Annotated in this window: 25 protein-coding genes; 14 read left to right on the top strand and 11 right to left on the bottom strand. The window is 60.7% G+C overall.

The features are described from left to right. Position 1: 1 nt before the first annotated feature. Complete coding sequence (locus AC3WP7_RS25550) at positions 2–1,228, bottom strand: molybdopterin molybdotransferase MoeA (protein ID WP_102592534.1); 1,227 nt, start codon at positions 1,226–1,228, stop codon at positions 2–4. Further along, positions 1,212–1,751 carry a molybdenum cofactor biosynthesis protein B gene (gene moaB / locus AC3WP7_RS25545; RefSeq protein WP_056857153.1) on the bottom strand — a complete coding sequence of 180 codons (540 nt, stop codon included), beginning with the start codon at positions 1,749–1,751 and terminating at the stop codon, positions 1,212–1,214. Before moaB ends, AC3WP7_RS25550 begins: the two co-directional genes overlap by 17 nt. A 76-nt stretch (positions 1,752–1,827) precedes the next feature. On the opposite strand from moaB, the gene mobA reads away from it, so the two are divergent. Further along, entirely contained in the window at positions 1,828–2,430 is a 603-nt protein-coding gene (gene mobA / locus AC3WP7_RS25540; protein ID WP_092247744.1) for a molybdenum cofactor guanylyltransferase MobA, read from the top strand. Positions 2,431–2,509: 79 nt separating this feature from the next. Next, the gene (locus AC3WP7_RS25535) at positions 2,510–2,731 is read left to right on the top strand and encodes a YgdI/YgdR family lipoprotein (RefSeq protein WP_010211805.1); all 222 of its coding nucleotides are present in this window, start codon (positions 2,510–2,512) and stop codon (positions 2,729–2,731) included. A 55-nt stretch (positions 2,732–2,786) separates the two neighbouring features. Here the strand turns inward: AC3WP7_RS25535 and AC3WP7_RS25530 are convergent, their stop codons facing one another. The 3 genes from AC3WP7_RS25530 to AC3WP7_RS25520 form a co-directional block, all read right to left on the bottom strand. Then, positions 2,787–3,677 carry a pseudouridine synthase gene (locus tag AC3WP7_RS25530; RefSeq protein WP_092247741.1) on the bottom strand — a complete coding sequence of 297 codons (891 nt, stop codon included), beginning with the start codon at positions 3,675–3,677 and terminating at the stop codon, positions 2,787–2,789. 71 nt (positions 3,678–3,748) lie between these two features. Continuing rightward, the gene (locus AC3WP7_RS25525) at positions 3,749–4,084 is read right to left on the bottom strand and encodes a hypothetical protein (protein WP_010565034.1); all 336 of its coding nucleotides are present in this window, start codon (positions 4,082–4,084) and stop codon (positions 3,749–3,751) included. Between the two features lie 73 nt (positions 4,085–4,157). Next, positions 4,158–4,394 carry a glutaredoxin family protein gene (locus AC3WP7_RS25520; protein ID WP_058427940.1) on the bottom strand — a complete coding sequence of 79 codons (237 nt, stop codon included), beginning with the start codon at positions 4,392–4,394 and terminating at the stop codon, positions 4,158–4,160. A gap of 155 nt (positions 4,395–4,549) precedes the next feature. Here AC3WP7_RS25520 and AC3WP7_RS25515 point away from each other — a divergent pair, with 155 nt between their 5' ends. Next, on the top strand, positions 4,550–6,274 hold the full coding sequence (locus AC3WP7_RS25515) for a cation:proton antiporter (RefSeq protein WP_083351560.1): 1,725 nt from the start codon (positions 4,550–4,552) through the stop codon (positions 6,272–6,274). Here AC3WP7_RS25515 and AC3WP7_RS25510 read toward each other — a convergent pair. Beyond that, positions 6,261–7,469, bottom strand: a complete 1,209-nt coding sequence (locus tag AC3WP7_RS25510) for an ammonium transporter (protein ID WP_071488501.1) — start codon at positions 7,467–7,469, stop codon at positions 6,261–6,263. The genes AC3WP7_RS25515 and AC3WP7_RS25510 overlap by 14 nt on opposite strands. A 346-nt stretch (positions 7,470–7,815) precedes the next feature. Between AC3WP7_RS25510 and AC3WP7_RS25505 the strand changes: the two genes are divergently transcribed. From AC3WP7_RS25505 to AC3WP7_RS25470, 8 genes are all read left to right on the top strand, one after another. Then, positions 7,816–8,130: an ElaB/YgaM/YqjD family protein gene (locus AC3WP7_RS25505; RefSeq protein WP_012723021.1), complete on the top strand. Its 315-nt coding sequence runs from the start codon at positions 7,816–7,818 to the stop codon at positions 8,128–8,130. 2 nt (positions 8,131–8,132) lie between these two features. Further along, positions 8,133–8,516, top strand: a complete 384-nt coding sequence (locus AC3WP7_RS25500) for a phage holin family protein (RefSeq protein ID WP_012723020.1) — start codon at positions 8,133–8,135, stop codon at positions 8,514–8,516. Then, positions 8,513–8,854: a hypothetical protein gene (locus AC3WP7_RS25495; RefSeq protein ID WP_092247738.1), complete on the top strand. Its 342-nt coding sequence runs from the start codon at positions 8,513–8,515 to the stop codon at positions 8,852–8,854. The genes AC3WP7_RS25500 and AC3WP7_RS25495 overlap by 4 nt, the downstream gene beginning before the upstream one ends. A gap of 93 nt (positions 8,855–8,947) precedes the next feature. Further along, positions 8,948–10,111: an EAL domain-containing protein gene (locus AC3WP7_RS25490; RefSeq protein ID WP_071488502.1), complete on the top strand. Its 1,164-nt coding sequence runs from the start codon at positions 8,948–8,950 to the stop codon at positions 10,109–10,111. 71 nt (positions 10,112–10,182) lie between these two features. Beyond that, on the top strand, positions 10,183–11,514 hold the full coding sequence (locus AC3WP7_RS25485; RefSeq protein ID WP_058427944.1) for a deoxyguanosinetriphosphate triphosphohydrolase: 1,332 nt from the start codon (positions 10,183–10,185) through the stop codon (positions 11,512–11,514). A gap of 171 nt (positions 11,515–11,685) precedes the next feature. Next, complete coding sequence (locus AC3WP7_RS25480) at positions 11,686–12,087, top strand: response regulator (RefSeq protein WP_092247735.1); 402 nt, start codon at positions 11,686–11,688, stop codon at positions 12,085–12,087. Between the two features lie 250 nt (positions 12,088–12,337). Further along, positions 12,338–12,964: a response regulator transcription factor gene (locus tag AC3WP7_RS25475; protein WP_092247732.1), complete on the top strand. Its 627-nt coding sequence runs from the start codon at positions 12,338–12,340 to the stop codon at positions 12,962–12,964. Positions 12,965–12,972: 8 nt separating this feature from the next. Further along, positions 12,973–16,608: a transporter substrate-binding domain-containing protein gene (locus AC3WP7_RS25470; RefSeq protein WP_093123274.1), complete on the top strand. Its 3,636-nt coding sequence runs from the start codon at positions 12,973–12,975 to the stop codon at positions 16,606–16,608. A 24-nt stretch (positions 16,609–16,632) separates the two neighbouring features. Here the strand turns inward: AC3WP7_RS25470 and AC3WP7_RS25465 are convergent, their stop codons facing one another. Both AC3WP7_RS25465 and AC3WP7_RS25460 read right to left on the bottom strand, forming a co-directional pair. Continuing rightward, entirely contained in the window at positions 16,633–17,115 is a 483-nt protein-coding gene (locus tag AC3WP7_RS25465; protein ID WP_092247726.1) for a GAF domain-containing protein, read from the bottom strand. Continuing rightward, complete coding sequence (locus AC3WP7_RS25460) at positions 17,112–18,002, bottom strand: ATP-binding protein (RefSeq protein WP_071488507.1); 891 nt, start codon at positions 18,000–18,002, stop codon at positions 17,112–17,114. Before AC3WP7_RS25460 ends, AC3WP7_RS25465 begins: the two co-directional genes overlap by 4 nt. Before the next feature lie 163 nt (positions 18,003–18,165). Between AC3WP7_RS25460 and AC3WP7_RS25455 the strand changes: the two genes are divergently transcribed. Beyond that, positions 18,166–20,475 carry a hybrid sensor histidine kinase/response regulator gene (locus AC3WP7_RS25455; protein WP_071488508.1) on the top strand — a complete coding sequence of 770 codons (2,310 nt, stop codon included), beginning with the start codon at positions 18,166–18,168 and terminating at the stop codon, positions 20,473–20,475. On the opposite strand, the gene AC3WP7_RS25450 is transcribed toward AC3WP7_RS25455, so the two are convergent. From AC3WP7_RS25450 to msrB, 3 genes are all read right to left on the bottom strand, one after another. Further along, positions 20,429–20,908: a MarR family winged helix-turn-helix transcriptional regulator gene (locus AC3WP7_RS25450; RefSeq protein ID WP_102592535.1), complete on the bottom strand. Its 480-nt coding sequence runs from the start codon at positions 20,906–20,908 to the stop codon at positions 20,429–20,431. The two genes, AC3WP7_RS25455 and AC3WP7_RS25450, sit on opposite strands and share 47 nt — an antisense overlap. Then, complete coding sequence (locus AC3WP7_RS25445; RefSeq protein WP_058427952.1) at positions 20,905–21,390, bottom strand: glutathione peroxidase; 486 nt, start codon at positions 21,388–21,390, stop codon at positions 20,905–20,907. The genes AC3WP7_RS25450 and AC3WP7_RS25445 overlap by 4 nt, the downstream gene beginning before the upstream one ends. A 151-nt stretch (positions 21,391–21,541) precedes the next feature. Then, positions 21,542–21,934 carry a peptide-methionine (R)-S-oxide reductase MsrB gene (gene msrB, locus AC3WP7_RS25440; protein ID WP_102592536.1) on the bottom strand — a complete coding sequence of 131 codons (393 nt, stop codon included), beginning with the start codon at positions 21,932–21,934 and terminating at the stop codon, positions 21,542–21,544. Positions 21,935–22,136: 202 nt separating this feature from the next. On the opposite strand from msrB, the gene AC3WP7_RS25435 reads away from it, so the two are divergent. Both AC3WP7_RS25435 and htpX read left to right on the top strand, forming a co-directional pair. Next, positions 22,137–23,348 (top strand): pyridoxal phosphate-dependent aminotransferase, encoded by a 1,212-nt coding sequence (locus tag AC3WP7_RS25435; RefSeq protein WP_093123285.1) that lies wholly within the window; start codon positions 22,137–22,139, stop codon positions 23,346–23,348. Positions 23,349–23,651: 303 nt separating this feature from the next. Beyond that, on the top strand, positions 23,652–24,539 hold the full coding sequence (gene htpX, locus AC3WP7_RS25430) for a protease HtpX (RefSeq protein ID WP_058427954.1): 888 nt from the start codon (positions 23,652–23,654) through the stop codon (positions 24,537–24,539). The last annotated feature ends 146 nt before the right edge of the window (positions 24,540–24,685 follow it).

Genomic DNA, 24,685 nt, shown 5'->3' with positions numbered 1-24,685 from the left:
GTCAGTTCAGGACTTCACTGAGCGGGATGAAGTTGACCCGATCGCCGATCGCCAGCGTCGTGCCTTCCAACACCTCGACAAACCCCTCCGCCCACGCCGCGCTGCGCAGCACACCAGAGCTCTGGTTGCGGTAGATGATCGCCTTGCCCTGTTCGATGCGACCACGCAGGTACTCGCGACGGTTGCCAGGTTTAGGCCATGTGAAGCCCACCGGCACTTCGAAACGCAACGGCTCGACATCCTGCACACCTTGGCGGCGCAGCAGATAAGGCCGGGCCAACAGCGCAAAGGTCACCAGCGTCGACGCCGGATTGCCTGGCAGGCCGATCACCGGCACGCCACGAAAATGCCCGAACGTCAGCGGCTTGCCCGGTTTGATCGCCAGTTTCCACAGGGCCAGTTCGCCCTCTTCGCGCAGGGCAATGCCGAGGAAATCCGCCTCGCCCACCGACACGCCGCCGGTTGACAGGATCAGGTCGACACTGCCCAGGTCGCCCAGGCGCGTACGGGTTTGCTCAAGGTCGTCGGGCAGGATGCCGGCGTCGATCACTTCACAGCCAATACGGGTCAACCACGAGCACAGCCCCCGCCGATTGCTGTTGTAGATCTGTCCCGGCCCCAGTGGCAGGCCCGGCTCGATCAATTCGTCACCGGTGGACAGCACCGCCACACGCGGGCGGCGCACCACGTCCAGGCGGTCACGACCCAGGGAGGCGGCAAGTCCGAGTTCAATCGGACCCAGGCGCGTACCTGCCGACAAAACCAGCTCGCCTGCAGTGGTTTCCTGGCCTTGTGGACGGATGTTCTGGTCGAGGTGCAGGGGTTCGGTGAAGCTCACGCGCTCGTCGGCATGGACCACGGCGTTTTCCTGCATCTCCACGCAGTCGGCGCCTTCGGGTACCGGGGCGCCGGTAAAGATGCGCGCGCAGGTGCCCGCAGCCAAAGGTTGCGGCGCCTGGCCTGCGAAGATGCGCTGACTGACCACCAGGGGCTCGCCGGTCCAGTCCGACAGACGCACGGCATAGCCGTCCATGGCGCTGTTCGGCCAGGGTGGCAGGTCGAGGGTGGAGACCAGGTCCAAGGCCAATACACGCCCGTCGCAGTGCGCAAGGGGCAAGGTTTCCTGCTCGCGGATCGGTGCGGCTTCGGCCATGGCCAGCAGTTGCGCCAACGCGTCTTCCACCGGCATCAGGGCGCCGGTCTTGCCCGGCTTACCCACGGGATTCACAAGGCTCGGCCTGTTTCAGGTGCGGGACGAAGTTGCATGGGCGGTGACGGTTGTCCAATTGCTCGGCGAGGATACCGTCCCAACCGGTGCGCACGGCATTGGTGGAACCTGGCAGGCAGCACACCAGGGTGCCATTGGCCAGGCCGGCCAGGGCGCGGGACTGCACCGTAGAGGTGCCGATGTCCGCCACGGAGATCTGGCGGAACAGTTCGCCAAAACCATCGACCTGCTTGTCCAGCAGGCAGCTCACGGCTTCGGGGGTGCTGTCACGGCCGGTAAAGCCGGTGCCGCCGGTGATCAGCACGACTTGCACCACGTCTTCGGCGATCCAGTGGGCGACCTGGGCGCGGATCTTGTAGAGGTCGTCCTTGAGCAGCACGCGTTCGGCCAGGTTATGGCCGGCAGCGGTGAGGCGGTCGACAAAGACCTGGCCGGAGGTATCGGTGTCGAGGGTGCGGGTGTCGCTGACGGTCAATACAGCGATATTCAGGGGTACGAAGGGCGCATCTGCCTTGGCTTTCATGGCACGGTCCGGTTGTCGAAGGAACAGCCCGATGTTATATCACAGCCCCCCCTTTTACTGCCGCTGCGGAACCGCCATGCCTATCGATTCATCATCACTGCCCTGTTCGGTCTTGCTGCTGTCCGGTGGGCGTGGCCAGCGCATGGGCGGCCAGGACAAAGGCCTGCTGGAATGGCATGGTCAGCCCTTGATCGCCCATCTGCAGCGCCTGGTGCGGCCGCTGACGGATGACCTGATCATCTCGTGCAACCGCAACCTGGAGCACTACGCCGCGTACGCCGACCAACTGGTGAACGACGACAGCCCGGATTTTCCCGGCCCGCTTGCCGGTATCCGCGCAGGACTCGCCGCTGCGCGCCACACACACCTGTTGATACTGCCGTGCGATGTGCCGCATATCGACGCAGGGTTGCTCGCCGGCCTGTGTGACACTGCACGGCGCAACCCTCGGCTGCCGGTGATGGTACGCCATGGTGAGTTCTGGGAGCCGCTGATCTGCATCCTCCCCACCGCCCTGCGGGACGCGGTGGAGAGCGCCTGGCAAGCCGGTGAGCGCAGCCCGCGCAAGCTCTTCCTGCAACTGGGCGGCGTGGGCCTGGAGTGCCCGGCGGATGACCCGCGCCTGGCCAACCTTAATACGCCGGAGCTGTTACAGACGCGCCCGGGCGTGTCAGAATGAACCTCGCACCCGGAACTTTGTCGACGCCGTGAGCGTCACAAGGTCAGCTATTCAAAAGAATTATCTCGGAGACAAACTCATGACTCAACGGACCATCGCCGCTCTCATGCTTGCACTGGGCCTCGCCACCCTCGCCGGTTGTGCCTCGCCGACAGTGATCACCCTGAATGACGGTCGCGAAATCCAGGCCGTCGACACCCCTAAATACAACGAAGATTCGGGTTTCTACGAATTCGAACAGCTTGACGGCAAACGCACCCGCATCAACAAAGATCAGGTTCGCACCGTCAAAGACTTGTAAGTCTTAGCGTTTGCCATCAAGGCCCGCCTCGCGCGGGCCTTGTCGTTTCTGGCAGTTACCAGTCGAGGGTGATCTGGCTGCGCAAGTTGCGCTCGACACCTGTGACCGGGTCGATAAACCGTACGCCCTGGGCCAACAGTTTGAGGGGGTTGGCGTAATCGTCCACGGCGTCCTTGATCACGTCCGGGTAGAACGGGTCGTTGCAGATACTCGCACCGAGTGCGGTCATGTGCACACGCAACTGGTGTTTCTTGCCGGTTACGGGAAACAGGCCATAGCGCCATAGATCACCGTTTTTTTCCCGCACTTCCACCGCCGTTTCGGTGTTACTCGCGCCAGGCCCTTCCTGCATGCGAAAGAACGGCTCGCCATCGACAAGGCGGCTTTTATGCACCAGGGGGAACGTCAGGTTCGGCAGGGCCGGAGCGATGGCTTCGTAGAACTTGTCGATCTGGCGTGTGGGAAACAGTTGCTGATACGCCGAGCGGCTGGCCGGGTTGGCCGAGAACAGCACCAGCCCCGCCGTATGCCGGTCGATGCGGTGCAGGGGCACCAGCGATGGGTTATCCAACTGGCGAATCAAGCGCCGCAGCAGCGTTTGCTCGACGTATTCACCGGCGGGGGTCACGGGCAGGAAGTGCGGTTTGTCAGCGACCACCAAGTGCTCGTCGGCGTACAGGATGGTTTCCTGCACCGGGATGACTTTCTCGTTGGGCACTTCGCGGAAGTAATAGATACACAGGCCTTCCTTGTAGGCCAAGTCCAGCCTGATGGGGCTGCCGTTGATGTCCAGCACCCTGCCACGGGCGATGCGGTCAAGCCACTGTCCACGGCCGATCGCCGGGAAGTGCTCGCAGAGGCAATCGAGCACCGTCGCCCAAGGACCGGGCGGCAAATACAGGGTGCTGGCTTGGTGCTCGGAGGCGATAAAAACGGAAGTGGACATGAAATGCTCGAAGCCTGGGAAAATCGGCGGGCATTATCCCGCATCGGGCGGGCTTGAGCCTAGGGCGGATCTCAAGCCTTGGCCAGCTCCGCCCGCAGAATCGGCGAGGCACTGGCGGCCTCGGTGAATTCCTTGAGCCAGCGCAGCACGTCCACCGCTTCCCAGCGGCCTGGATCGTACAACGCGTACAACAAGCCCTGGTAACCCACCACATCCAATTGCTTGTGGTAACCGGCACGCTGGAACAGCGCCTCGATCTCGGCAAAGCAGGTATTGAAATGCACCTTGTTAAAAGGCGTCTTGCCTTCTGTGACCAGGCCATCGAGGCGCAGCTCGTTCACCGCGTCGCGCACGACATCGGCGGACATGCGATTGACGCTGCTTTTCAGTTGTTCAACATTCACCACGGGCGTTCCCTCTACTCAATCGCTGTACAAACATACAGTAACTTAATATTTGGAAACCTGCCATCGCATAAACTCAACGAAGGAAGGCCACGACCTGTTGTGAGTCAAATGGCCAATCCAGTTCCGCCCCGGTGTCCACTCTGCGAAGTACCGGAATCCGCAGGCCGTAGGCTTCGGTCAGGTCGTCGGGGTCGGCGATATCCACCAGTTCCACCAGCAACCCGTGTTCGACGAGCGGCATGATTTCGGCTTCGGCGATTTCACACAGATGGCAACCCAGGGTGCCGAATAGCTGGCATTCAGGAAGCATGACGAATGGACCTGATCAGAAAGTAGGCCAACATTCTAAGCCTGACGAAAATCTGTGGCGAGAAACCAGCCCCCAAAAACCCTGACCCAGGTCACCATGGCCTATAACTGTTTCAGCGATTCTCGCGGCTTTTTGCCTGCCCCCTTGCAACGGAGATGCGTGTGTTTGCCAACCTGCTGATCATTCTGGCCTCATCCCTGGTGGTGATTGCGCTGTTTCGCCGGCTGCAACTGCCGCCGGTGCTGGGCTACTTGTGCGTCGGCCTGGCCGTAGGACCCACCGCACTGGACTGGGTGAATGACAGCGAAGAGCTGCCCGACCTCGCCGAACTGGGCGTGGTGTTCCTGCTGTTCTCCCTGGGCCTGGAGTTCTCCCTGACCAAGATGCTCGCCCTGCGCCGCGTGGTGTTTGGCCTGGGCAGTTTGCAGGTATTGGGCTGCGGGGCGCTGCTGGGCATCTTGTTGATGATCCTGGGTGTGGCGCCAGGCGTCGCGTTGTTACTGGGCGCAGGGCTGGCGCTGTCATCCACGGCCATCGTCAGCAAGGAGTTGACCAGCCTCGGTGAAATCTTCAGCAGCCATGGCCAGAACGCGATTGGCGTGTTGCTGTTCCAGGATGTGGTAGCGGTGCTGTTGCTGACCCTGGTGCCGGTGTTTGCCGGCACCGGTGAACAAGCCTGGTACTGGGCGCTGCCACTGACCCTGGGCAAGACCGTGGTGTTGTTTGTCGGCTTGCTGCTCGCCAGTCGCTGGTTGTTGCCGCGCTTGTTTCATGAAGTCGCCGCCTCCCATTCGGCCGAGTTGTTCGTACTGCTGGCGCTGGTGATTGTGTTGCTGACCGCCTGGCTCACCCACCTGCTGGGGCTCTCCCCTGCCCTCGGCGCGTTCCTGGCCGGCATGCTGTTGGGAGAAAGCCACTACCGCCATCAGATCGAGGCAGATATCCGTCCGTTTCGCGACATCCTGCTGGGGCTGTTTTTCGTCAGCATCGGTATGCTGATCGACCTGCAACTGTTCGTCAGCCACAGCCTGTTGATCCTCGCCCTGACCCTCACCCTGATGCTGGTCAAGGGCTGTGTGGTCGCCGCGCTGGTCAAGCTGCGCGGCAGCGACAGCGAAACCGCCTGGCGCAGCGGCCTGGCGCTGGCCCAGGGCGGCGAGTTCTGCTTTGCATTGATGGCACAGATGCAACAGAGCCGGTTGATCCCGGATGAATTCAACGGCTTGCTGCTCGCCGCCACCTTCTGCTCGATGCTACTGACGCCGCTGCTGCTGCGTGCCGCGCCGGGCATTGCCCTGCGCCTGCACCGCAAGCCCAACCAGCAAGTACAACTGGAAGCCATCACCGCGCTCAACGCCGAGCTGCACGGTCACGCGGTGATCTGCGGCTATGGTCGCGTCGGCCAATCCATCGGGCGCTTTCTGCGCCAGGAACAACAGGCATTCATCGCTCTGGATGACGACCCGGAACGGGTACAGGAAGCCGCCACCGAAGACAGCAGCGTGCACTACGGTGATTGCCGGCGTGGCGCCTTGCTCAGTGCGGTCGGCCTGGAACGCGCGCGGTTGGTGGTGATTGCGGTGGACAACACCGATGTCGCGCTGGTGGTGTTGAAGGAAGCACGCCGGATCAACACCGAAGTGCCGATCCTGGTGCGCACCCGCGATGACAGCCAACTGGCTGAACTGAAGGCCGCAGGCGCCAGCGAAGTGGTGCCCGAACTGTTGGAGTCAAGCCTGATGCTCGCCTCCCACGCCCTGATCCTGCTGGGCCTGCCGGACCAACAGGTGCAGGCGCGGGTTGACGATGTGCGACACAACCGCTACCGCCTGCTGCACGGTTTTTATCGCCAGGCAGACGAGCCGATCAATCCTGACTGACCGCGCCGATCTTGTGGATCGACAGGTCCGCGCCGTAATACTCCTCTTCCTGGCTCAGGCGCAGCCCGTGCACGCGCTTGATCACGCCGTACACCAGCAGGCCACCGACCAGCGCGACCAGCACACCAAGGGCAGTGCCGATCAGCTGGCTGACCAGGCTGACACCGCCCAGGCCCCCCAGTGCCGTCTGGCCGAAGATGCCGCAGGCAATGCCACCCCACACGCCGCACAGGCCGTGCAGCGGCCACACGCCCAGCACGTCGTCGATCTTCCAGCGATCCTGGGCGGCGATAAAGAACCACACGAACAAACCACCGGCGACTGCGCCAGTGACCAGTGCGCCCACCGGGTGCATCAGGTCGGAACCCGCACAGATGGCCACCAGCCCGGCCAGCGGGCCGTTATGCAGGAAACCCGGATCGTTGCGGCCGATGATCAAAGCCGCGACGGTGCCGCCAACCATGGCCATCAGCGAGTTGACCGCCACCAGGCCACTGACGCCATTCAACGTTTGCGCACTCATCACGTTGAAACCAAACCAGCCGACAATCAGGATCCACGACCCCAATGCCAGGAACGGAATGCTCGACGGCGCGAACGCCACCAGGCGCCCTTCGCGGTAGCGCCCGTTGCGCGGGCCAAGCAGCAACACCGCCGCCAGCGCCAGCCAGCCGCCCATGGCGTGGACCACCACGGAGCCGGCGAAATCATGGAAGCTGGCGCCGAAGGTTGCGAGCAACCAGGCCTGCAGACCGAAATTGCCGTTCCACACCACGCCTTCGAAAAACGGGTAGATAAACGCCACGATCAACGCGGTTGCGCAGAGTTGCGGCGCAAACCGTGCACGCTCGGCAATCCCCCCGGAAATGATCGCCGGGATCGCTGCCGCGAAAGTCAGCAAGAAGAAGAACTTCACCAGGCCGTAGCCATGGTCGGCGCTGATCACTGCCGCCGGTTGCATGAAGCTCACCCCGTAGGAGATCCAATAGCCTATAAAGAAATAGGCCAGGGTGGAGATGGCGAAGTCGCTGAGGATCTTCGACAGGGCGTTGACCTGGTTCTTCTGGCGCACCGTGCCGACTTCGAGGAAGGCGAAGCCAGCGTGCATGGCCAGGACCATGACCGCACCGATCAGGATAAACAGGGTGTTGGAGCTGTGGACAAGCGTGTCCACTGCACTTTGCACATTTTCCATGGAAGTTGGCAGGCCTGCAGTAAGGCAAAAAGCACCAAAGCGGTTCAAGCCCGGGTTGCGCGCACTAAATTGGCACCGCCGGTCCCGCCCCTCTGCAGAGGGCATGAACCGATTTAGCGCAGCGATCAACACAACAGGCCGTTGCCGACAGGGTTTTTCCGCGAGTTTCAGTTATTTAGGGTAAGGTTTTTCAAGGCTTCCTGCCCGACCGCCCGGATTCGGCGCAGGCCCCGGGGCCTGCGCACCAAGGCAAAGCAAAAGCTGTACCACACAATTGCACTGAACCTTCACCGACGCCGGTGACTCGAAACCACTAAGTACAAAACAGCCCATCACGGAGATAACCATGGCCAGAAGAACTGCAAAGACTGCTCAAGAAATATTGATGGCGGATTTTCAAACCCTGGTGACTGATACCGAAAGGTTGCTGGACGACACCAAAGTGCTCGCCGGTGACCAGGCTGATGAGCTACGGGCCAAGATCCACGATACCCTGCTCCAGGCCCGCGAAACCCTCAAGCAGACTGAAGACTCGCTGCGTGAACGCGGCCAGGCGGCGGTCACTGCGACTGAAGATTACGTGCAAGCCAACCCTTGGCAGTCGGTGGGCATTGCCGCCGGCGTGGGCTTTCTGATCGGCCTGCTGGCCACAAGGCGCTAATCATGTCTATCGGCGAAACCGGCTCGTCCACGGGGACGACTTCAAGGCGCCTGGGCGCAGCCGTGCTGGGCTTGCTGCACAGCCACGTCGAGTTGTTCGGCATTGAATTGCAGGAACAGAAGGCTCGCACCGTCAGCCTGCTGCTGTTTGCCGGCCTGGCGCTGGTGTTTGCACTCCTGTTGCTGGTGGGGTTGTCGACACTGGTGATGATCCTGGTCTGGGACACCGGCTACCGCCTGACCGGAATCATCTGCCTCTGCGTGTTCTACAGCCTGGCCGCAGCCTTTTGCGGGGTACGCTTGAAAGCGGCGGTGTTCGATGAATCCACGCCATTCCACGCCACCCTCGAAGAGCTGGCCAATGACCGGGAGCGTCTGCTGCCATGAGCCTGACTGAAATGCCAAAAAACACGTCACGGCGGGAAATGCGTAAAGCGTTGATCAGGCTGCGCATGGAAATGCACCGTCAGGAAATCCGCCACGAGTCCCAGCAACTGATGCTGCCGTTGAACAAGGTGCGCAACCTGGGCAGTAACTGGCAGGACAGCCTTGGCATCAAGCACGCGCCGCTGTGGGGCGTGGCTGCGGTGACGCTGATGGGCTTTTTCACCGGCAAAGGCGCCAAGGGCGGCGGTATCAGCAGCCTGACACGCCTGGTGCGTCTCGGTGCCGGGTTGATCCCGCTGATCAAATTGGCCATGCAGGGCACTTCGCGCAAAAGTTGAGCCTGGCTGGCTGCATTCTTGCTAACAGAATCGGCCCGGCCCTCGTTTTCGAGGGCCGGGCCTTTTTTCAGCCACCTCGCTTAAGGAGGCCCCGTGATCGACGGGCAACCGCTCGCCTGCTTCCAGCCGTTTATCGATACCGCCACTGGCCGCATCGCCGGTGTCGAGGCCCTCGGCCGCCTGCGCCAGGCCGACGGGCGCCTGCAATCGGTGGGGCCGCTGTTCGCCGACCCGCGCACCCCAGGCGTGACCTTGCGCCGTCTCGACCGGCAGATTCGCGACAATGCCCTGAGCCGCTTGCATGAAGCACCCGCCGACTGGTTCCTGAGCCTGAACATCTCGCCGCGCTGGATCAACCGCCTGCGTCCGGGCCAAGCCCTGCCGAGCCTGAAACAGATTCACAGCCATGGTGTCGACCCGCGACGGATCGTGTTCGAGATCACCGAACTGGGTGGCGACATCCAGCGCCTGGCTGACGTGGTCGCGCGTTACCGCGAGGCCGGTGCGCGTATCGCCATCGATGACTTCGGCGCCGGCTATTCTCAGCTCGACCGGGTGCTGGCATTGCAACCAGACATTCTCAAGCTGGACATGCGCCTGTTCCAGGAAGCCGCCCGCGGCGGGCCGAGCAGCGAAGTGGTGCGGGCGCTGGCGCAGATGGCCGAGAAAACCGGCTGCTGGATCATTGCCGAAGGCGTGGAAACCGAAGCACAGTTGAGCTTCGCCCTGGAGTGCGGCTCGCGTTATGTGCAGGGCTATCTGTTTGCCCAGGCACAGTTGGACTGGTTTGCCGCCGACGCCTTCGTGCCGCGTTTTGCAGAGTTGCGCACCGCCTACGTTCAGCAAAAACTGGCGGAACGCGGGCGCATCATGCAATTGCGCCAGCAATTGGCCGAGCTGATGAAAATCCTGCAAACCTGGGCCCAGGCACAGGCGCCGCTGAGCCAATTACCCCAACTGCCGGCGTTCCCCTGGCTGCTGCGCTTCTACCAATGCGACCGACACGGCACTCAGCTGACGCCCAATTTCGAATGGCGCCAGGACGCCTGGCAGGCCGACAGCCTTTATCTGGGCCATAACTGGTCGTGGCGCCCGTATTTCTATCACCTGTTGGCCGAAGGGTGGGACGAGCGTCGTCTGACCCTCTCCTCGACCTACCGCGACGCGACCACCAACCAGTATTGCCTCACCGCCGGACAGTTCTTTGATAACGGTCAGCGTTTGCTGTTAATCGATATCGACGCGGCCGGGCTGTAGATTTTCGCTTGCCCAGCCCGCGCTGAACCGGGAAGCTGGGAGGGTCATTCACCGCACGGAGAGTACCCGCCTTGGATTGGCCCACCCTGCTGACTCGCGAACGTCTAGGCAAACCGCTGCACAGCCCGGAAGAACTGGGCCGTAGCCCGTTCCACAAAGACCATGACCGTATTATCTTCTCTGGCGCATTTCGCCGCCTGGGCCGCAAGACCCAAGTGCACCCGGTCTCCAGCAACGACCACATTCACACCCGCCTGACCCATTCCCTGGAGGTGAGCTGCGTAGGCCGCTCCCTCGGCATGCGCGTCGGCGAAACGTTGCGCAGCGCCCTGCCCGACTGGTGCGACCCGAGCGACCTGGGCATGGTGGTGCAATCGGCCTGCCTGGCCCATGACATCGGCAACCCCCCGTTCGGGCACTCCGGCGAAGACGCCATCCGCCATTGGTTCCAGCAGGCCGCAGGCCGCGGTTGGCTGGATGACATGAGCAGCGCCGAGCGTAATGACTTCCTCAATTTCGAAGGCAACGCCCAAGGCTTCCGCGTGCTCACCCAGCTTGAATATCACCAGTTCGACGGTGGCACGCGGTTGACCTACGCCACCCTGGGCACTTACCTGAAATACCCTTGGACCGCCCGCCACGCCGACTCCCTGGGCTACAAGAAACACAAGTTCGGTTGTTACCAGAGCGAACTGCCGATCCTCGAGCAGATCGCCCACAAGCTCGGCCTGCCGCAACTCGAAGAACAGCGCTGGGCCCGGCATCCGCTGGTGTATCTGATGGAGGCAGCAGATGACATCTGCTACGCCCTGATCGACCTGGAAGACGGCCTGGAAATGGAGTTGCTGGAGTACACCGAGGTCGAGTCGCTGCTGCTGGACCTGGTAGGCGATGACCTGCCGCAGACCTATCGCCAACTCGGCGCGCAGGACTCCCGGCGGCGCAAGCTGGCGATCCTGCGGGGCAAGGCTATCGAACACCTGACCAACGCGGCCGCGCGGGCCTTTGTCGAACAACAGGATGCCTTGCTCGCCGGTACCCTGCCCGGCGACCTGGTGGAGCACATGCACGGCCCGGCCAAGCGTTGCGTGCTGGACGCCAAGGACATGGCGCGCAAGAAGATCTTCCAGGACAAGCGCAAGACATTGCATGAAATCGGCGCCTACACCACCTTGGAAATTCTGCTGAACGCCTTTTGCGGCGCAGCCCTGGAGCAGCATGGCGGGCGTACGCCGTCGTTCAAGAATCGGCGCATTCTCGACCTGCTGGGTAACAACGCGCCAAATCCCCAATGGCCTTTGCACGCCTCGTTCCTGCGCATGATCGACTTCATCGCCGGCATGACCGACAGCTATGCCACCGAAATGGCCCGTGAAATGACCGGGCGCTCCAGCCCCCAATGACGAGTACGATCAAGCCGCCTGTTGTCCGAGAGGAATCGACCTACGAAGGGAACAGAGCGGCCTGATCGAATTCGCACAGGCACCTGCTGAATAATCACGCACGCTCCGGGCGACCCAGGCGAACAGTTCCTACGCGCCCTCCATCGACGCTTGACTCACCGTGTGCCCCCAATGCCCAGTTATCCGCTTCGTATCCTGCTGGTGGAGGATCATCCCTTTCAACTCCTCGCCACCCAGTGCCTGCTCAGAAGCTTCGGCTTCGCACGAGTAACCCCGGCCGAGAACGCCGAACAGGCTATCTGTTTGATGTCGCGGGCCGAGATACCCTTCGACATCATCCTGTGCGATCAATGCCTGCCCGACCTGCCGGGACTCGAGCTGATTGAAATCGCCAGTCGCCGACGCTTTACCACAACTGCCATCCTCCTGAGCGGACTGCCCGCGACAGAACTTTCCGCCCTGATCGCCCAAGCGGTGGACCGTGGCCTGCCATTGCTCGGCTATTTGTCAAAGCCGCTGAACAAAGATGAGCTGGCACGTTTGATCTGCCCATTACTCAGATCGCACATGTAGGATTTTAAACGTCAGGTCCCGAAGAAAAAGCTCTGTACCGAGCCAGCTAATTCTATAGCGGCAACATTTAATTCATTCCCCTCACAAGCGCTGGCATATCACTTCGCACAGCCTGAGCAACGTGTAGGTATTTACCTTTTTTAATGTAGGAACTTTCCTGTTTTATATCTACTCCCCCCTGAGCTCATGCTCCTGCCTCCCCTTCTGAGCTAATGTGCCCGCTTTATTTGCACTTGCACGGAATGTGATCATGAACTCAGTTTTTATTATCGATGACCACCCGGTTATACGGCTTGCCATCCGAATGTTGTTGGAACACGAAGGTTACAAAGTGGTGGGAGAAACAGACAACGGATGCGATGCCATACAAATGGTCCGCGAATGCTTGCCTGACCTCATCATCCTCGATATCAGCATCCCCAAGCTCGACGGGCTCGAGGTGCTCTGCCGGTTCAATGCCATGAACACGCAGATGAAAACCCTGATCCTGACGGCCCAATCCCCCACCTTGTTCGCCACACGCTGCATGCGCTCGGGCGCCGACGGCTACGTGTGCAAGGAAGGCGACCTGAGCGAATTGCTGAGTGCCATCCGCGCGGTGTTGTCCGGCTACAACTACTTCCCCAGCCAGGCGCTGAACAGCAGCGGTGCAGACGGCGTCGAGTCCCAGGAACTTGAACTGTTCAAGAACGTCAACGACCGCGAACTTATGGTTTTGCAACTTTTTGCACAAGGCCGCACCAACAAGGAAATTGCAAAAGGTATGTTTCTGAGCAACAAAACAGTAAGCACTTACAAAAAGAGGCTGATGCAAAAACTTCAAGCCAAATCCTTGGTAGAACTTATCGAGATGGCAAAACGAAACGCGCTAGTGTGAGAAAGCGGATGCCCAGGCGTATAAAGGACTATCTGATTATATTGAGTGCCGGTTTGTGCTTCAGCACCGCCGTGCTCGCGAACCATCAAACGGGCCCGGAACATTTCACCTTGTTGAGCCGTGCAGGCTCCGTTCAACTGGAAACAAACCTTAACAAGACCCAGCGCCAATGGCTGCAAAACAAGCGCGAACTGGTGTTGGGCACTGCGGCCCCTGACTATCCTCCATTCGACCTCACGTCCAGCGGTCGCGACTACGAAGGACTTACCGCTGATTACGCCGGCCTGTTGGCCAAGGCGCTGGCCTTGCCAGTGAAGGTACTGCGCTACCCTTCCCGTGAAGCGGCCATCCGTGCGCTCGAAATCGGGGATATCGATTTACTGGGCTCCTCCAACGGCTTCGAGGCGGCGAACCCGAATCTCACGCTGTCCGAACCCTATGCCGTCGACCAACCGGTGCTGGTCACCCGCGAAGGTGAAACCCGCAGCCTGAACGATGGCCTGGCCGGCATGCGCCTGGCCCTGGTCTACCACTACCTGCCCTTGGCGGAAGTGGAAAAGCTGTACCCCAAGGCAATCATCCGTGCCTACCCCTCTTATCAAAATGCCCTGAATGCGGTGGCGTTCGACCAGGCAGACGTCTTCCTTGGCGATACCATTTCCACCCATTACATGATCAACAAGGGTTACCTGAAGAACATCCGCATGGCCAACTTCGGTAAACACGAAGCCTACGGGTTCAGCTTCGCCATGTCCCAACATCAACGCACCCTCTTGAGTATTGTCGACGCGGTTCTGACCACCGTGCCCATGAACGAACGGGAAATGATCGCCAAGCGCTGGAGTGCCGGCAGCGACATCTTGCTGTCCGACCAGAAGCTGCAACTGACCCAACGTGAAGAGCGCTGGTTGAAAGACCATCCGGTAGTCAAGGTGGTCGTGAATGAAACCTTCGCACCACTGACCTTTTTCGATGCCGATGGCAACTTCCGCGGCATCACCGCCGACCTGCTGGAATTGGTCCGCCTGCGCACCGGGCTGCGCTTCGAGATCCAGCGCGAACGCGACGTCAACGCAATGATCGAGCAGGTGGACACCGGCAAGGCCGACATCATCGGTGCCATCGTGCCCAGCGCCGAGCGGGAGGCGCAACTGAACTTCAGCCGCCCCTACCTGGAAAACTCCTATGTCCTGCTGACACGCAAAGAACCCAATGCACCCTCGAACCTGGAGCAGATGGCCGGCAAACGCCTGGCAATCACGCCAGGCAATCCTCTGGAGGCTATTCTTCGTCGCGATTTTCCCCAGGTCCAACTGGTCAAAGCCAGCGACACCTTCAAGGCTTCGGAACTGTTGGCCCAGGGACACGTGGAAGGCGCGGTGAACTCCCTGGTAGTCGCCAACTACTTCCTGTCGTCCCAGGTGTTCCAGGACAAGCTGCAGATGAGCACGAGCATCGGCACCTTCCCGGCCACGTTTGCCCTGGCCACATCCCGTAGCGCCACCGAACTCAGCTCGATTCTCGACAAGGCCTTGTTGAGCATCGCTCCGGATGAACTGGGGGTGATCAACAGCCGCTGGCGGGGCTACACCGCCGCCTCCGACAGTTATTGGCGCAACTACCACCAACTGATAGCCCGTATCATCATCGGCACCGGGCTGCTACTGCTGATCTCCCTGGCCTGGAACGCCTACATGCGCCGTCAGATCAAGCACCGCAAGATGGCCGAGCGTGCCCTCAACGATCAGTTCGAATTCATGCGCGCGCTGGTCAATGAAACCCCGCACCCCATCTATGTGCGCGATCGTAAAGGCCTGCTGCAGACATGCAATGACAGCTACCTGCAAGTGTTCGAAGTCAAACGGGAGGACGTGATCGGCAAAAGTGCCCTGCAGATGAGCGAAGCCCTCGAGACGGACGCGGAGCAGTACCATGCCGACTACCAGCGGGTAATGGCCGAAGGTAACCCGCTGATCCTGGACCGCACCCTGCATATTCGCGGGAAGAAACTGACGATCTATCATTGGATTCTGCCCTACCGCGACTCTACCGGGGAGGTGCAGGGAATCATCGGTGGCTGGATTGACATCAGCGAGCGCCGCCAATTGTTCGATGAGATCCGCGCGGCCAAAGAGCGCGCCGACGAAGCCAATCGGGCCAAGAGCACGTTCCTCGCTACCATGAGCCATGAAATACGCACGCCGATGAACGCGGTGATCGGCATGCTGGAGCTGACCCTCAAACGCGCCGACCATGGCCACCTGGATCGCCCGGCCATCGAAGTTGCCTACAACTCGGCCAAGGATCTGCTGGAGCTGATCGGCGATATCCTGGACATCGCACGTATCGAATCCGGCCGCCTGAGCCTGGCGCCGGAACGGGTCAACCTGCGCGAGGTGATCGAGTCGGTGGTGCGTGTCTTCGACGGCCTGGCGCGCCAGAAAACCCTCAGCCTGTCCCTAGAGTTCAAGCCCGACCAGGACGACACCGAAGTCCTGATCGACCCGCTGCGCTTCAAGCAGGTGCTGTCGAACCTGATCAGCAATGCCATCAAGTTCACCGAACGTGGCCAGGTAAAAATCCGCGTCGAAGTATTGCGCACCGAACTGGCGCAACAGGTCGAGATGAAGCTGGTGGTGGAGGATACCGGGATAGGTATCAGCCGCGACGATCAGAAACGCCTGTTCGAACCCTTTGCCCAGGCCGACAATTCCGGGCAGCTCGCCAGGAGCGGCGCGGGCCTGGGGCTAGTGATCTGCCGCAGCCTGTGCGCAATGATGGGGGGAGAACTGAGCCTGAGCAGCGTGCCCATGGTGGGCACCCAGGTGCATGTCAACCTGCGAATGCCGCGACTGCTGCCGGAACAGGCAGCCGATGAACAGAAACCCGAGAAGCCCGCAACCACGCCGGTACTCAATGTGCTGGTGGTGGACGACCATCCCGCCAACCGCTTGCTGATGTGCCAGCAACTGGGCTACCTGGGCCACCAGTTCACGGCAGCCCAGAATGGCGCAGCCGGTTTCCAGGCCTGGCGCCAGGAACGCTTCGACCTGGTCATCGCCGACTGCAACATGCCTATCATGAATGGCTACGAGTTGAGTCGTTCGATCCGCGAATACGAACAGCGCGAGCAACTGCCACCGTGCGTGGTGCTTGGGTTTACCGCCAATGCACAGCCTGAAGAGAAACAACGCTGTGCTCAGGCCGGTATGAACGATTGCCTGTTCAAACCCATCAGCCTCACGACTCTGGAGCGACAACTGGCGCAGATCGCCCCTCAAACAGTGGAGTTGCACCTGGACCTTGGCAACTTCGAGGCCTTGACCGGCGGCGACCCACAGCTGAATAGGCGACTGCTGGAGGAGCTGTTGAGCAGCAGCCGGAACGATCGCCAGGCACTGACCGCACTGATAACCGCACACGCCCCGCTTCAGGAGATCATTGAGCAGGCCCACAAGATCAAGGGTGCCGCCCGTATTGTTCAGGCGGCCTCATTGGCCGGGCAGTGTGAAGCCCTCGAACAGGCGTGTGCCCGTGGCGATGACTGGACGTTAATCGAGGCGGGTGCGAAAACCCTGGAAAAGTTCATGTTGGAACTGGAAAGGTTGCTGCAAGTGCAGCTCCACAGCCTAGAGGGTCAGTAAGGGGCATTGCTGCCCCTTGCGTGATCAGCAGTCGGTCAGACGCAGGAAAATCGCCGCCAGCTGTTCAATGCCCGCCTGGTCCTGGAGCGTAAAGCGTGCAAGCGACGGGCTGTCGAGGTCAAGAACGCCAACCAGCTTGCCGTCCTTGACCAAAGGCACCACCAGCTCACTGTTCGATGCGCTGTCGCAGGCAATGTGCCCGGGAAACGCATGCACATCCTCCACCCGCTGGGTTTGCCGCGTTACGGCCGCCGCCCCGCAGACCCCGCGACCGAAGGGAATGCGCACACAGGCGATCTGGCCCTGGAACGGTCCGAGCACCAGTTCTTCGTTGCGGTTGAGATAGAAGCCGGCCCAGTTCAAGTCGCCCAGCTGATTGAACAGAAACGCAGAAAACTGCGCACTGTTGGCGATGAAGTCGCGCTCATCGGCCAGCAGCGACTCCAGTTGCGCGCAGAGCATCGGATAGCCATCCAGGTCGGTGCCAGCGCTGTGTAGATTGATCATGGTTGAAGCTCCAACAATTTAAGGCCTACCCAGTAACGGGCAAATTGGTACGCGCAACGGCCGTTGCGGTTACCGCGTCCGGTCGCCCAGCGCACGGCGAGGATGTCGAGGGCTTCATCGCGCTGCCATTGCAAACCAGCCTTGCTCGCCAGCTCGCCGATCCAGTGCTCCACCACATCCAGGAAATGCTCCTGGGTAAACGGATAGAACGACAGCCACAGGCCAAAACGGTCGGACAAGGCAATTTTGTCTTCCACCGCTTCGCTGGGGTGCAGCTCGCCATCCACGCGTTTCCAGTTGTCATTGTCGCTTTGGTTCTCCGGGACCAGGTGACGGCGGTTGGAAGTCGCGTACAGCAGTACGTTTTCCGGAGCCTGTTCGAGGGAGCCGTCCAGCACGCTTTTCAGCACGCGGTAATCGCCTTCGCCGGCCTCGAACGACAGGTCATCACAGAACAGGATAAAGCGCTGCGGCAACTTGATCAGTTGCTCGACCACACGCGGCAGATCAGCGAGATGATCACGCTCGATTTCGATCAGGCGCAGGCCCGCCTTGGCGTGCTGGGCCAGCAACGCGCGCACCATGGACGATTTACCCGTGCCGCGCGAACCCCACAGCAGTGCATGGTTGGCGGGCAGGCCATCGATAAATTGCTGGGTATTGCGCGCCAGTGTTTCACGTTGCTTGTCCACGCCAATCAGGTCGGACAGGCGCATGTCCAGGCTCACGTCCAGCGGCAACAGGAAACCACTGCGGCCTTCGCGCTGCCAGCGCGCCGCCAGGCACTGGTTCCAATCGATGGCCTGGCGCGGCGCGGGCAACAATGGCTCCAGGCGGGCGAGCACGGTTTCAGCCCGTTCAAGAAAGGCATTCAATCGAGAGTCCACGATTATTCCTCTGGCAAGTTCTTGCAAAAGATGGCGTATTGGCAACCCTGCGGCAGACCGCACGAGGCTGCGTAAAAAACGATTCATGCCGGGTAAGCCAGAGCTTGTGGATGTTCAGCTATGCTTGCCGGGCGAAGGGAAACGTGAAGTGGTTCAACACTCGATGGATATCAAGTTCGCCCACCGCTTGTCTTATAAACAAGCCAGATTGACTGTGCTGGTCGGTTTCGTCTTGGGAACCTTGCTCAGCCTGATCCAGATCGGTATTGATTATGCCAGCGAAGACGCATCCATCAACCGTGAAATTCGCTCGCTGATCGAAATCAGCCACAACCCCGCGTCACGCATCGCCTACAACATCGACGCCGAACTGGCCCAGGAACTGACCCTGGGCCTTTTGCACTCCCCCGCCATCGTTCACGCCCAGTTGATCGACAACAACGGCGTGGTGCTGGCCGATGTCGACCGACCGCGCAAAGAAAGCACCTACCGCCCTATCAGCGACTTCCTGTTCGGTGCCAACCGTCAGTTTGAGGACCGCCTGTTCCTCAGCCACATGCCCAACGAATCCCTTGGCGTGCTGCGCCTGGATGTGGATACCTACGCCTTTGGCAGCCGCTTTCTGCGCCGTGCCGAGATCACGCTACTCAACGGCTTCGCCCGCAGCCTGTTGCTGACCGGCATCCTGCTGGGCTTGTTCTACGTGATGTTGACCCAGCCTCTGGTGCGCATTATCCGCGAGCTGAGCAATCGCCGGCAGGCCCGCCTGGACTGCCCACCGGGCCACGAGCACGACGAAATCGGCGTGCTGGTGAACGTCGCCAACCAGCAGTTCGAAAACATGGAGACAGAGATCCAGCAACGCCGTCACGCTGAAGATCGGCTGACCGAATACCTGGGGCAACTGGAAGATATCGTCTCTGCCCGCACCCTGGAGCTCAAGGCCAGCAACCAGCGACTGAGCCAGTCCAACGACGAACTGGAAGCCGCAAAGATGCATGCACTGGGCATGGCCCAGGCGCGGGCGGCCTTCCTGGCCAACATGAGCCATGAGATTCGCACCCCGCTCAATGGCCTGCTGGGGATGATCGCGCTGTCGCTGGACAGCCCACTCAACGCCGAGCAACGCCAGCAACTGTCCATTGCCCATGACTCTGGCAAAGTGCTGGTGGAGCTGCTCAACGATATCCTCGACCTCTCCAAGTTCGACGCCGGCCAGTTGGAGCTGGAGCGCATCCCGTTCGATTTGGGCTCACTGGTGGAAGACACCGCCAACCTGTTGTCGCAGAACGCGGCGCCGAGCGTCGAACTGACCTGCCTGATCGACCCGCAGTTTCCCGCCCAGGTCTTGGGCGACCCGACCCGCGTGCGGCAAATCGTCAGTAACCTGCTGTCCAACGCCTTGAAATTCACCCGCTTCGGCCGTGTGGATGTTCGCCTCAGCGCGCAGGAGGGCCGGGTACGCATCGAGGTGTGTGATACCGGCATCGGCATTGCGCAGGAAGCTCAGGTGAAGATCTTCCAACCCTTCACCCAGGCCGGCGCCGGCATCACCCGCCAGTTTGGCGGCACGGGCCTGGGCCTGGCGTTGACGCACAACCTGTGTGAAGCGATGCAGGGCCGCTTGAGCATCAGCTCGGAGGTGGGCTTCGGCAGCCAGTTCTGCGCCGACCTGCCATTGCCGACCCATTTGCCTGCGGTGCAACCGACACCGCTCAAGGGGGAAGTCATCGCCATTACCAGTGCCGGCAGTGGCCTCACAGAGCTGCTCACCACCCTGCTGCCCCACTGGGGGCTGACACCGCACTGCTACACGCAAGACGATGACTTGAGCGGACAAGCCCCGGACCTGCTGATCACCGACTGCCCCGAATGCCTGTTCCGCCTGCGCCCCGCCATTAGCGCGCCGATCCTGCTGGTGACCGCCTATGGCAATTTCATGCCCAGCGAAGAAGTCGCGGCACTGGCGCCGTTGCAGCAACAGGCGCGCCCATTGAGCCGCAACGCGCTGTATCAGATCCTGCAACGCAACCTGCGCAGCGAAGCGCAACTGATCCTCGACCCGATCCAGATGGACGCCGCGCCCCTGATGCACCGGGCGCGCATCCTGCTGGTGGAGGACAACCCGGTCAACCAACTGGTGGCCAAGGGCATGCTCAGCAAACTGGGGTGTGAGGTGATCGTGGCCGCCCACGGTGGCGAAGCACTCAGGTTTCTTGAGGAACAACCCTTCGACATGGTGCTGATGGACTGCAATATGCCAGTGATGGATGGTTACGAGGCCAGCCGACAGATCCGTCGCAGCGGGCGCTGGCCGGACCTGCCGATTGTCGCACTGACCGCCAACGCCCTGTCGGAAGAACGCGAGCGTTGCCGGGCTGCAGGCATGAATGACTACCTGGCCAAGCCATTTCGCCGCGAGGAGCTCAGCGGCTTGCTGGATCTATGGGTGCCGAAGGCGACAAGTCTTTGATCTGCCGGAGCAACTGGTCCAGGCCATCGCGCAACGTGTCGGCCTGGTTCAGGTCGATGCCGCTGTCGCACAGCAGCCGGGTTTTCAGGCCATGGGCCTGGTCGCGCAATTGCACACCGCTTTCGCTCAGGCTCAGGTGCACTTCGCGCTCATCCCTGGCGCTGCGTTGACGCCTGACCCAGCCAAGCTGCTCAAGGCGCTTGAGCAGTGGCGTGAGCGTGCCAGAGTCGAGCATCAGGCGCTCGCCCAAGGCATTGACCGTGGGTAGCGCCGGCGTTGCGGCGTGCCACTCCCATAGCACCAGCATCACCAGGTACTGCGGGTAGGTCAGGCCCAGTTGATCGAGCATCGGCTTGTAGGCTCGGGTCACCGCCCGGGAAGCTGCGTAGAGCTTGAAACACAGTTGATGGTCGAGCGCCAGGGAGACAGTCATTTGAGCAGGGCTTCGATCTCTTGGGTGAGGTCCTGGGGCTTGGTGGTCGGGGCAAAACGCTTGACCACCTGGCCGTCACGACCGATCAGGAACTTGGTGAAGTTCCACTTGATCCCCTTGGAACCCAGCAGACCCGGTGCCTGCTTTTTCAGCTGTACGAACAAAGGGTGGGCGTCGCTGCCATTCACGTCGATCTTTTTGAACAGCGGGAAGCTGACACCAAAATTCAGCTCGCAGAATTCGGAAATCGCGCCTTCGTTACCGGGCTCTTGCTTGCCGAACTGGTTGCAAGGAAAACCCAATACCACCAAACCCTGGTCCTTGTACTGCTGCCAGAGTTGCTCCAGGCCTTTGTACTGCGGGGTGAAGCCGCACTTGCTGGCGGTGTTGACCACGAGGATGGCCTTGCCGGCGAAATCGGCCAAGGTCTTTTGCTCACCCTTGATGGTGGTGCAAGGAATACTCAGCAGGTTGTTGCTCATGGCAGTGCCTCGGATAGCGGGGAAAGAAGGAAAAAGATAGTCGCCAATTAAATTGCGTGCAATTTAATTGGCGAAATTGATACCTCGCTATTACCCCTCCCTTGCAGGAGCCCGTCTTGCCGGGCTCCTGCAGGGTGCAGCGCGGTTCAATTCAACGCGGAACGAGGTCCAGGCACACCGAGTTGATGCAGTAACGCAAGCCGGTCGGCGGCGGGCCGTCCGGGAACACATGCCCCAGGTGCGCATCGCATCTGGCGCAGGTGACTTCGGTGCGGATCATGCCGTGGCTGACGTCGCGGATCTCGATCATCGCGCTCTCGGCAATCGGCTCGTAGAAGCTAGGCCAGCCACAGCCCGCATCGAACTTGGTGCTGGAATCGAACAGCGGTTCGTTGCAGCAAATGCAGTGGTACACGCCATCCGTGGTGGTGGCGTTGTACTTGCCGGAGAACGGGCGCTCAGTGCCCTTCAGTCGACAGACCTGATATTGCGCGGGGTCGAGCATCTCCCGCCATTCCTCCAGCGTTTTATCCAACTTTTCCATCGGTACACCTCGGCAACTGAAAAAGCCTGATCTGTGTCTTTTCCATGGATCAGGCGGCACGTATGATTGCGCCTCTTCAAAACGCCAGTCTGGCACCCGCGCTACCGGCATTCAAACGTATTTATGGGTGCGGCCTTCGCAGGATTCACAGTACGGTAGTGCCCACACCGTCTGGATCGTTCATTTTCAGGATCACATCGCCATGCAGGTCAGCAAATCGAACAAGCTCGCCAACGTCTGCTACGACATTCGCGGCCCAGTGCTCAAGCACGCCAAACGCCTGGAAGAGGAAGGCCATCGCATCCTCAAGCTGAACATTGGCAACCCGGCGCCCTTTGGTTTCGAAGCGCCGGAGGAAATCCTCCAGGACGTGATCCGCAACCTGCCCACCGCCCAGGGCTACAGCGACTCCAAAGGCCTGTTCAGTGCGCGCAAGGCCGTGATGCAGTACTACCAGCAGAAGCAGGTCGAAGGTGTCGGCATCGAAGACATCTACCTGGGCAATGGCGTGTCCGAGCTGATCGTGATGTCCATGCAGGCCCTGCTCAACAATGGCGACGAAGTACTGGTACCGGCGCCGGACTACCCATTGTGGACCGCCGCCGTGACCCTGGCCGGTGGCCACCCGGTGCACTACCTGTGTGACGAAGGCGCCGACTGGTTCCCGGACCTGGCCGACATCAAGGCCAAGATCACCCCGAATACCAAGGCCCTGGTGATCATCAACCCGAACAACCCGACCGGCGCCGTGTATTCCAAGGAAGTGCTGCTGGGCATGCTCGAACTGGCACGCCAGCACAACCTGGTGGTGTTCTCCGACGAGATCTACGACAAGATCCTCTACGATGACGCCGTACACGTGTGCACCGCCTCCCTGGCGCCAGACCTGCTGTGCCTGACCTTCAACGGCCTGTCCAAGTCTTACCGCGTGGCGGGTTTCCGTTCCGGCTGGATCGCCATCTCTGGTCCCAAGCACAACGCCCAGAGTTATATCGAAGGCATCGACATGCTGGCCAACATGCGCCTGTGTGCCAACGTGCCGAGCCAGCACGCCATCCAGACCGCCCTGGGCGGCTACCAGAGCATCAATGATCTGGTATTGCCCCAAGGCCGCCTGCTGGAGCAGCGCAACCGTACTTGGGAACTGCTCAATGCAATCCCGGGCGTCAGTTGCGTGAAACCCATGGGGGCGTTGTACGCGTTCCCGCGGATCGACCCAAAGGTATGCCCGATCCTCAACGACGAAAAGTTCGTGCTCGACCTGTTGCTGTCGGAAAAACTGCTGGTGGTGCAAGGCACCGCGTTCAACTGGCCGTGGCCGGATCACTTCCGTGTGGTGACGTTGCCGCGCGTGGATGACCTGGACATGGCCATCGGTCGTATCGGCAACTTCCTCAAGTCCTATCGCCAGTAAGAGAAACGGCGCCGTACGACCGACAATCGGTCGTACGGCGAGTATCTGGCAACACTTCTCTTCCTCTCCCCTGCCCTGCCACTTCACCGACGCCGCAAAAACCACTCGCCCCCTAAATCAAAGGGCTTCAAGGCAACGATGAACCAATCGAACGATCTTTTCCCCGTCGGAAATTCCCTTCAAGCCTCTACATTCCGGCTGTAGGACACAGTTTGAAATAGTCGCTCGGTTGAATCACCCTATGCGGCACCTTATATACCCCGCAGTACGCGACATATTAAGCATGAGGAGAACTCTACAACCATGATGCGCATCCTGCTGTTCTTGGCCACTAACCTTGCGGTCGTGCTGATTGCCAGCATCACCTTGAGCCTTTTCGGCTTCAACGGGTTCATGGCGGCCAACGGGGTTGACCTGAACCTCAATCAGCTGCTGGTTTTCTGTGCGGTCTTTGGTTTCGCCGGCTCGCTGTTCTCGCTGTTCATCTCCAAGTGGATGGCGAAGATGAGCACCAGCACCCAGGTCATCACCCAGCCACGTACCCGGCATGAGCAATGGTTGCTGCAGACCGTCGAGGAGTTGTCCCGCGAGGCCGGCATCAAGATGCCTGAAGTCGGGATCTTCCCGGCCTATGAAGCCAACGCCTTTGCCACCGGCTGGAACAAGAACGACGCACTCGTTGCAGTCAGCCAGGGCATGCTGGAACGCTTCTCCTACGACGAAGTGAAAGCCGTGCTGGCCCACGAAATCGGCCACGTAGCCAATGGCGACATGGTCACCCTGGCGCTGGTCCAGGGTGTGGTGAACACCTTCGTGATGTTCTTCGCGCGGATCATCGGCAACTTTGTCGACAAGGTGATCTTCAAGAACGAAGGCGGCCGCGGCATTGCCTACTTCGTGGCGACCATCTTTGCCGAGCTGGTGCTGGGTTTCCTGGCCAGCGCAATCACCATGTGGTTTTCGCGCAAACGGGAGTTCCGTGCAGACGAAGCCGGTGCACGCCTGGCCGGTACCGGGGCAATGATCGCAGCGCTGCAACACCTGCGTTCCGAACAAGGCCTGCCGGTGCATATGCCGGACAGCCTGACCGCCTTCGGCATCAACGGCGGTATCAAGCAAGGCATGGCTCGCCTGTTCATGAGCCACCCGCCGCTGGAAGAGCGGATCGACGCGTTGCGTCGTCGGGGCTGACAGGCAACACAAAAAAGGGCGATCTGATCGCCCTTTTTTGCAGGTCTGAAGGCCTCATCGGGGGCAAGCTGAACTGGTCAAGTAATCTTGGACACCGATTAAGGTTTCACGCCGCCAACTTCTCCCTGGCGACTGGTGACCGATAG

It is taken from the genome of Pseudomonas sp. FW305-3-2-15-C-LB1, assembly GCF_058787615.1.
This window is presented reverse-complemented; position numbering and strand designations above follow the sequence as displayed.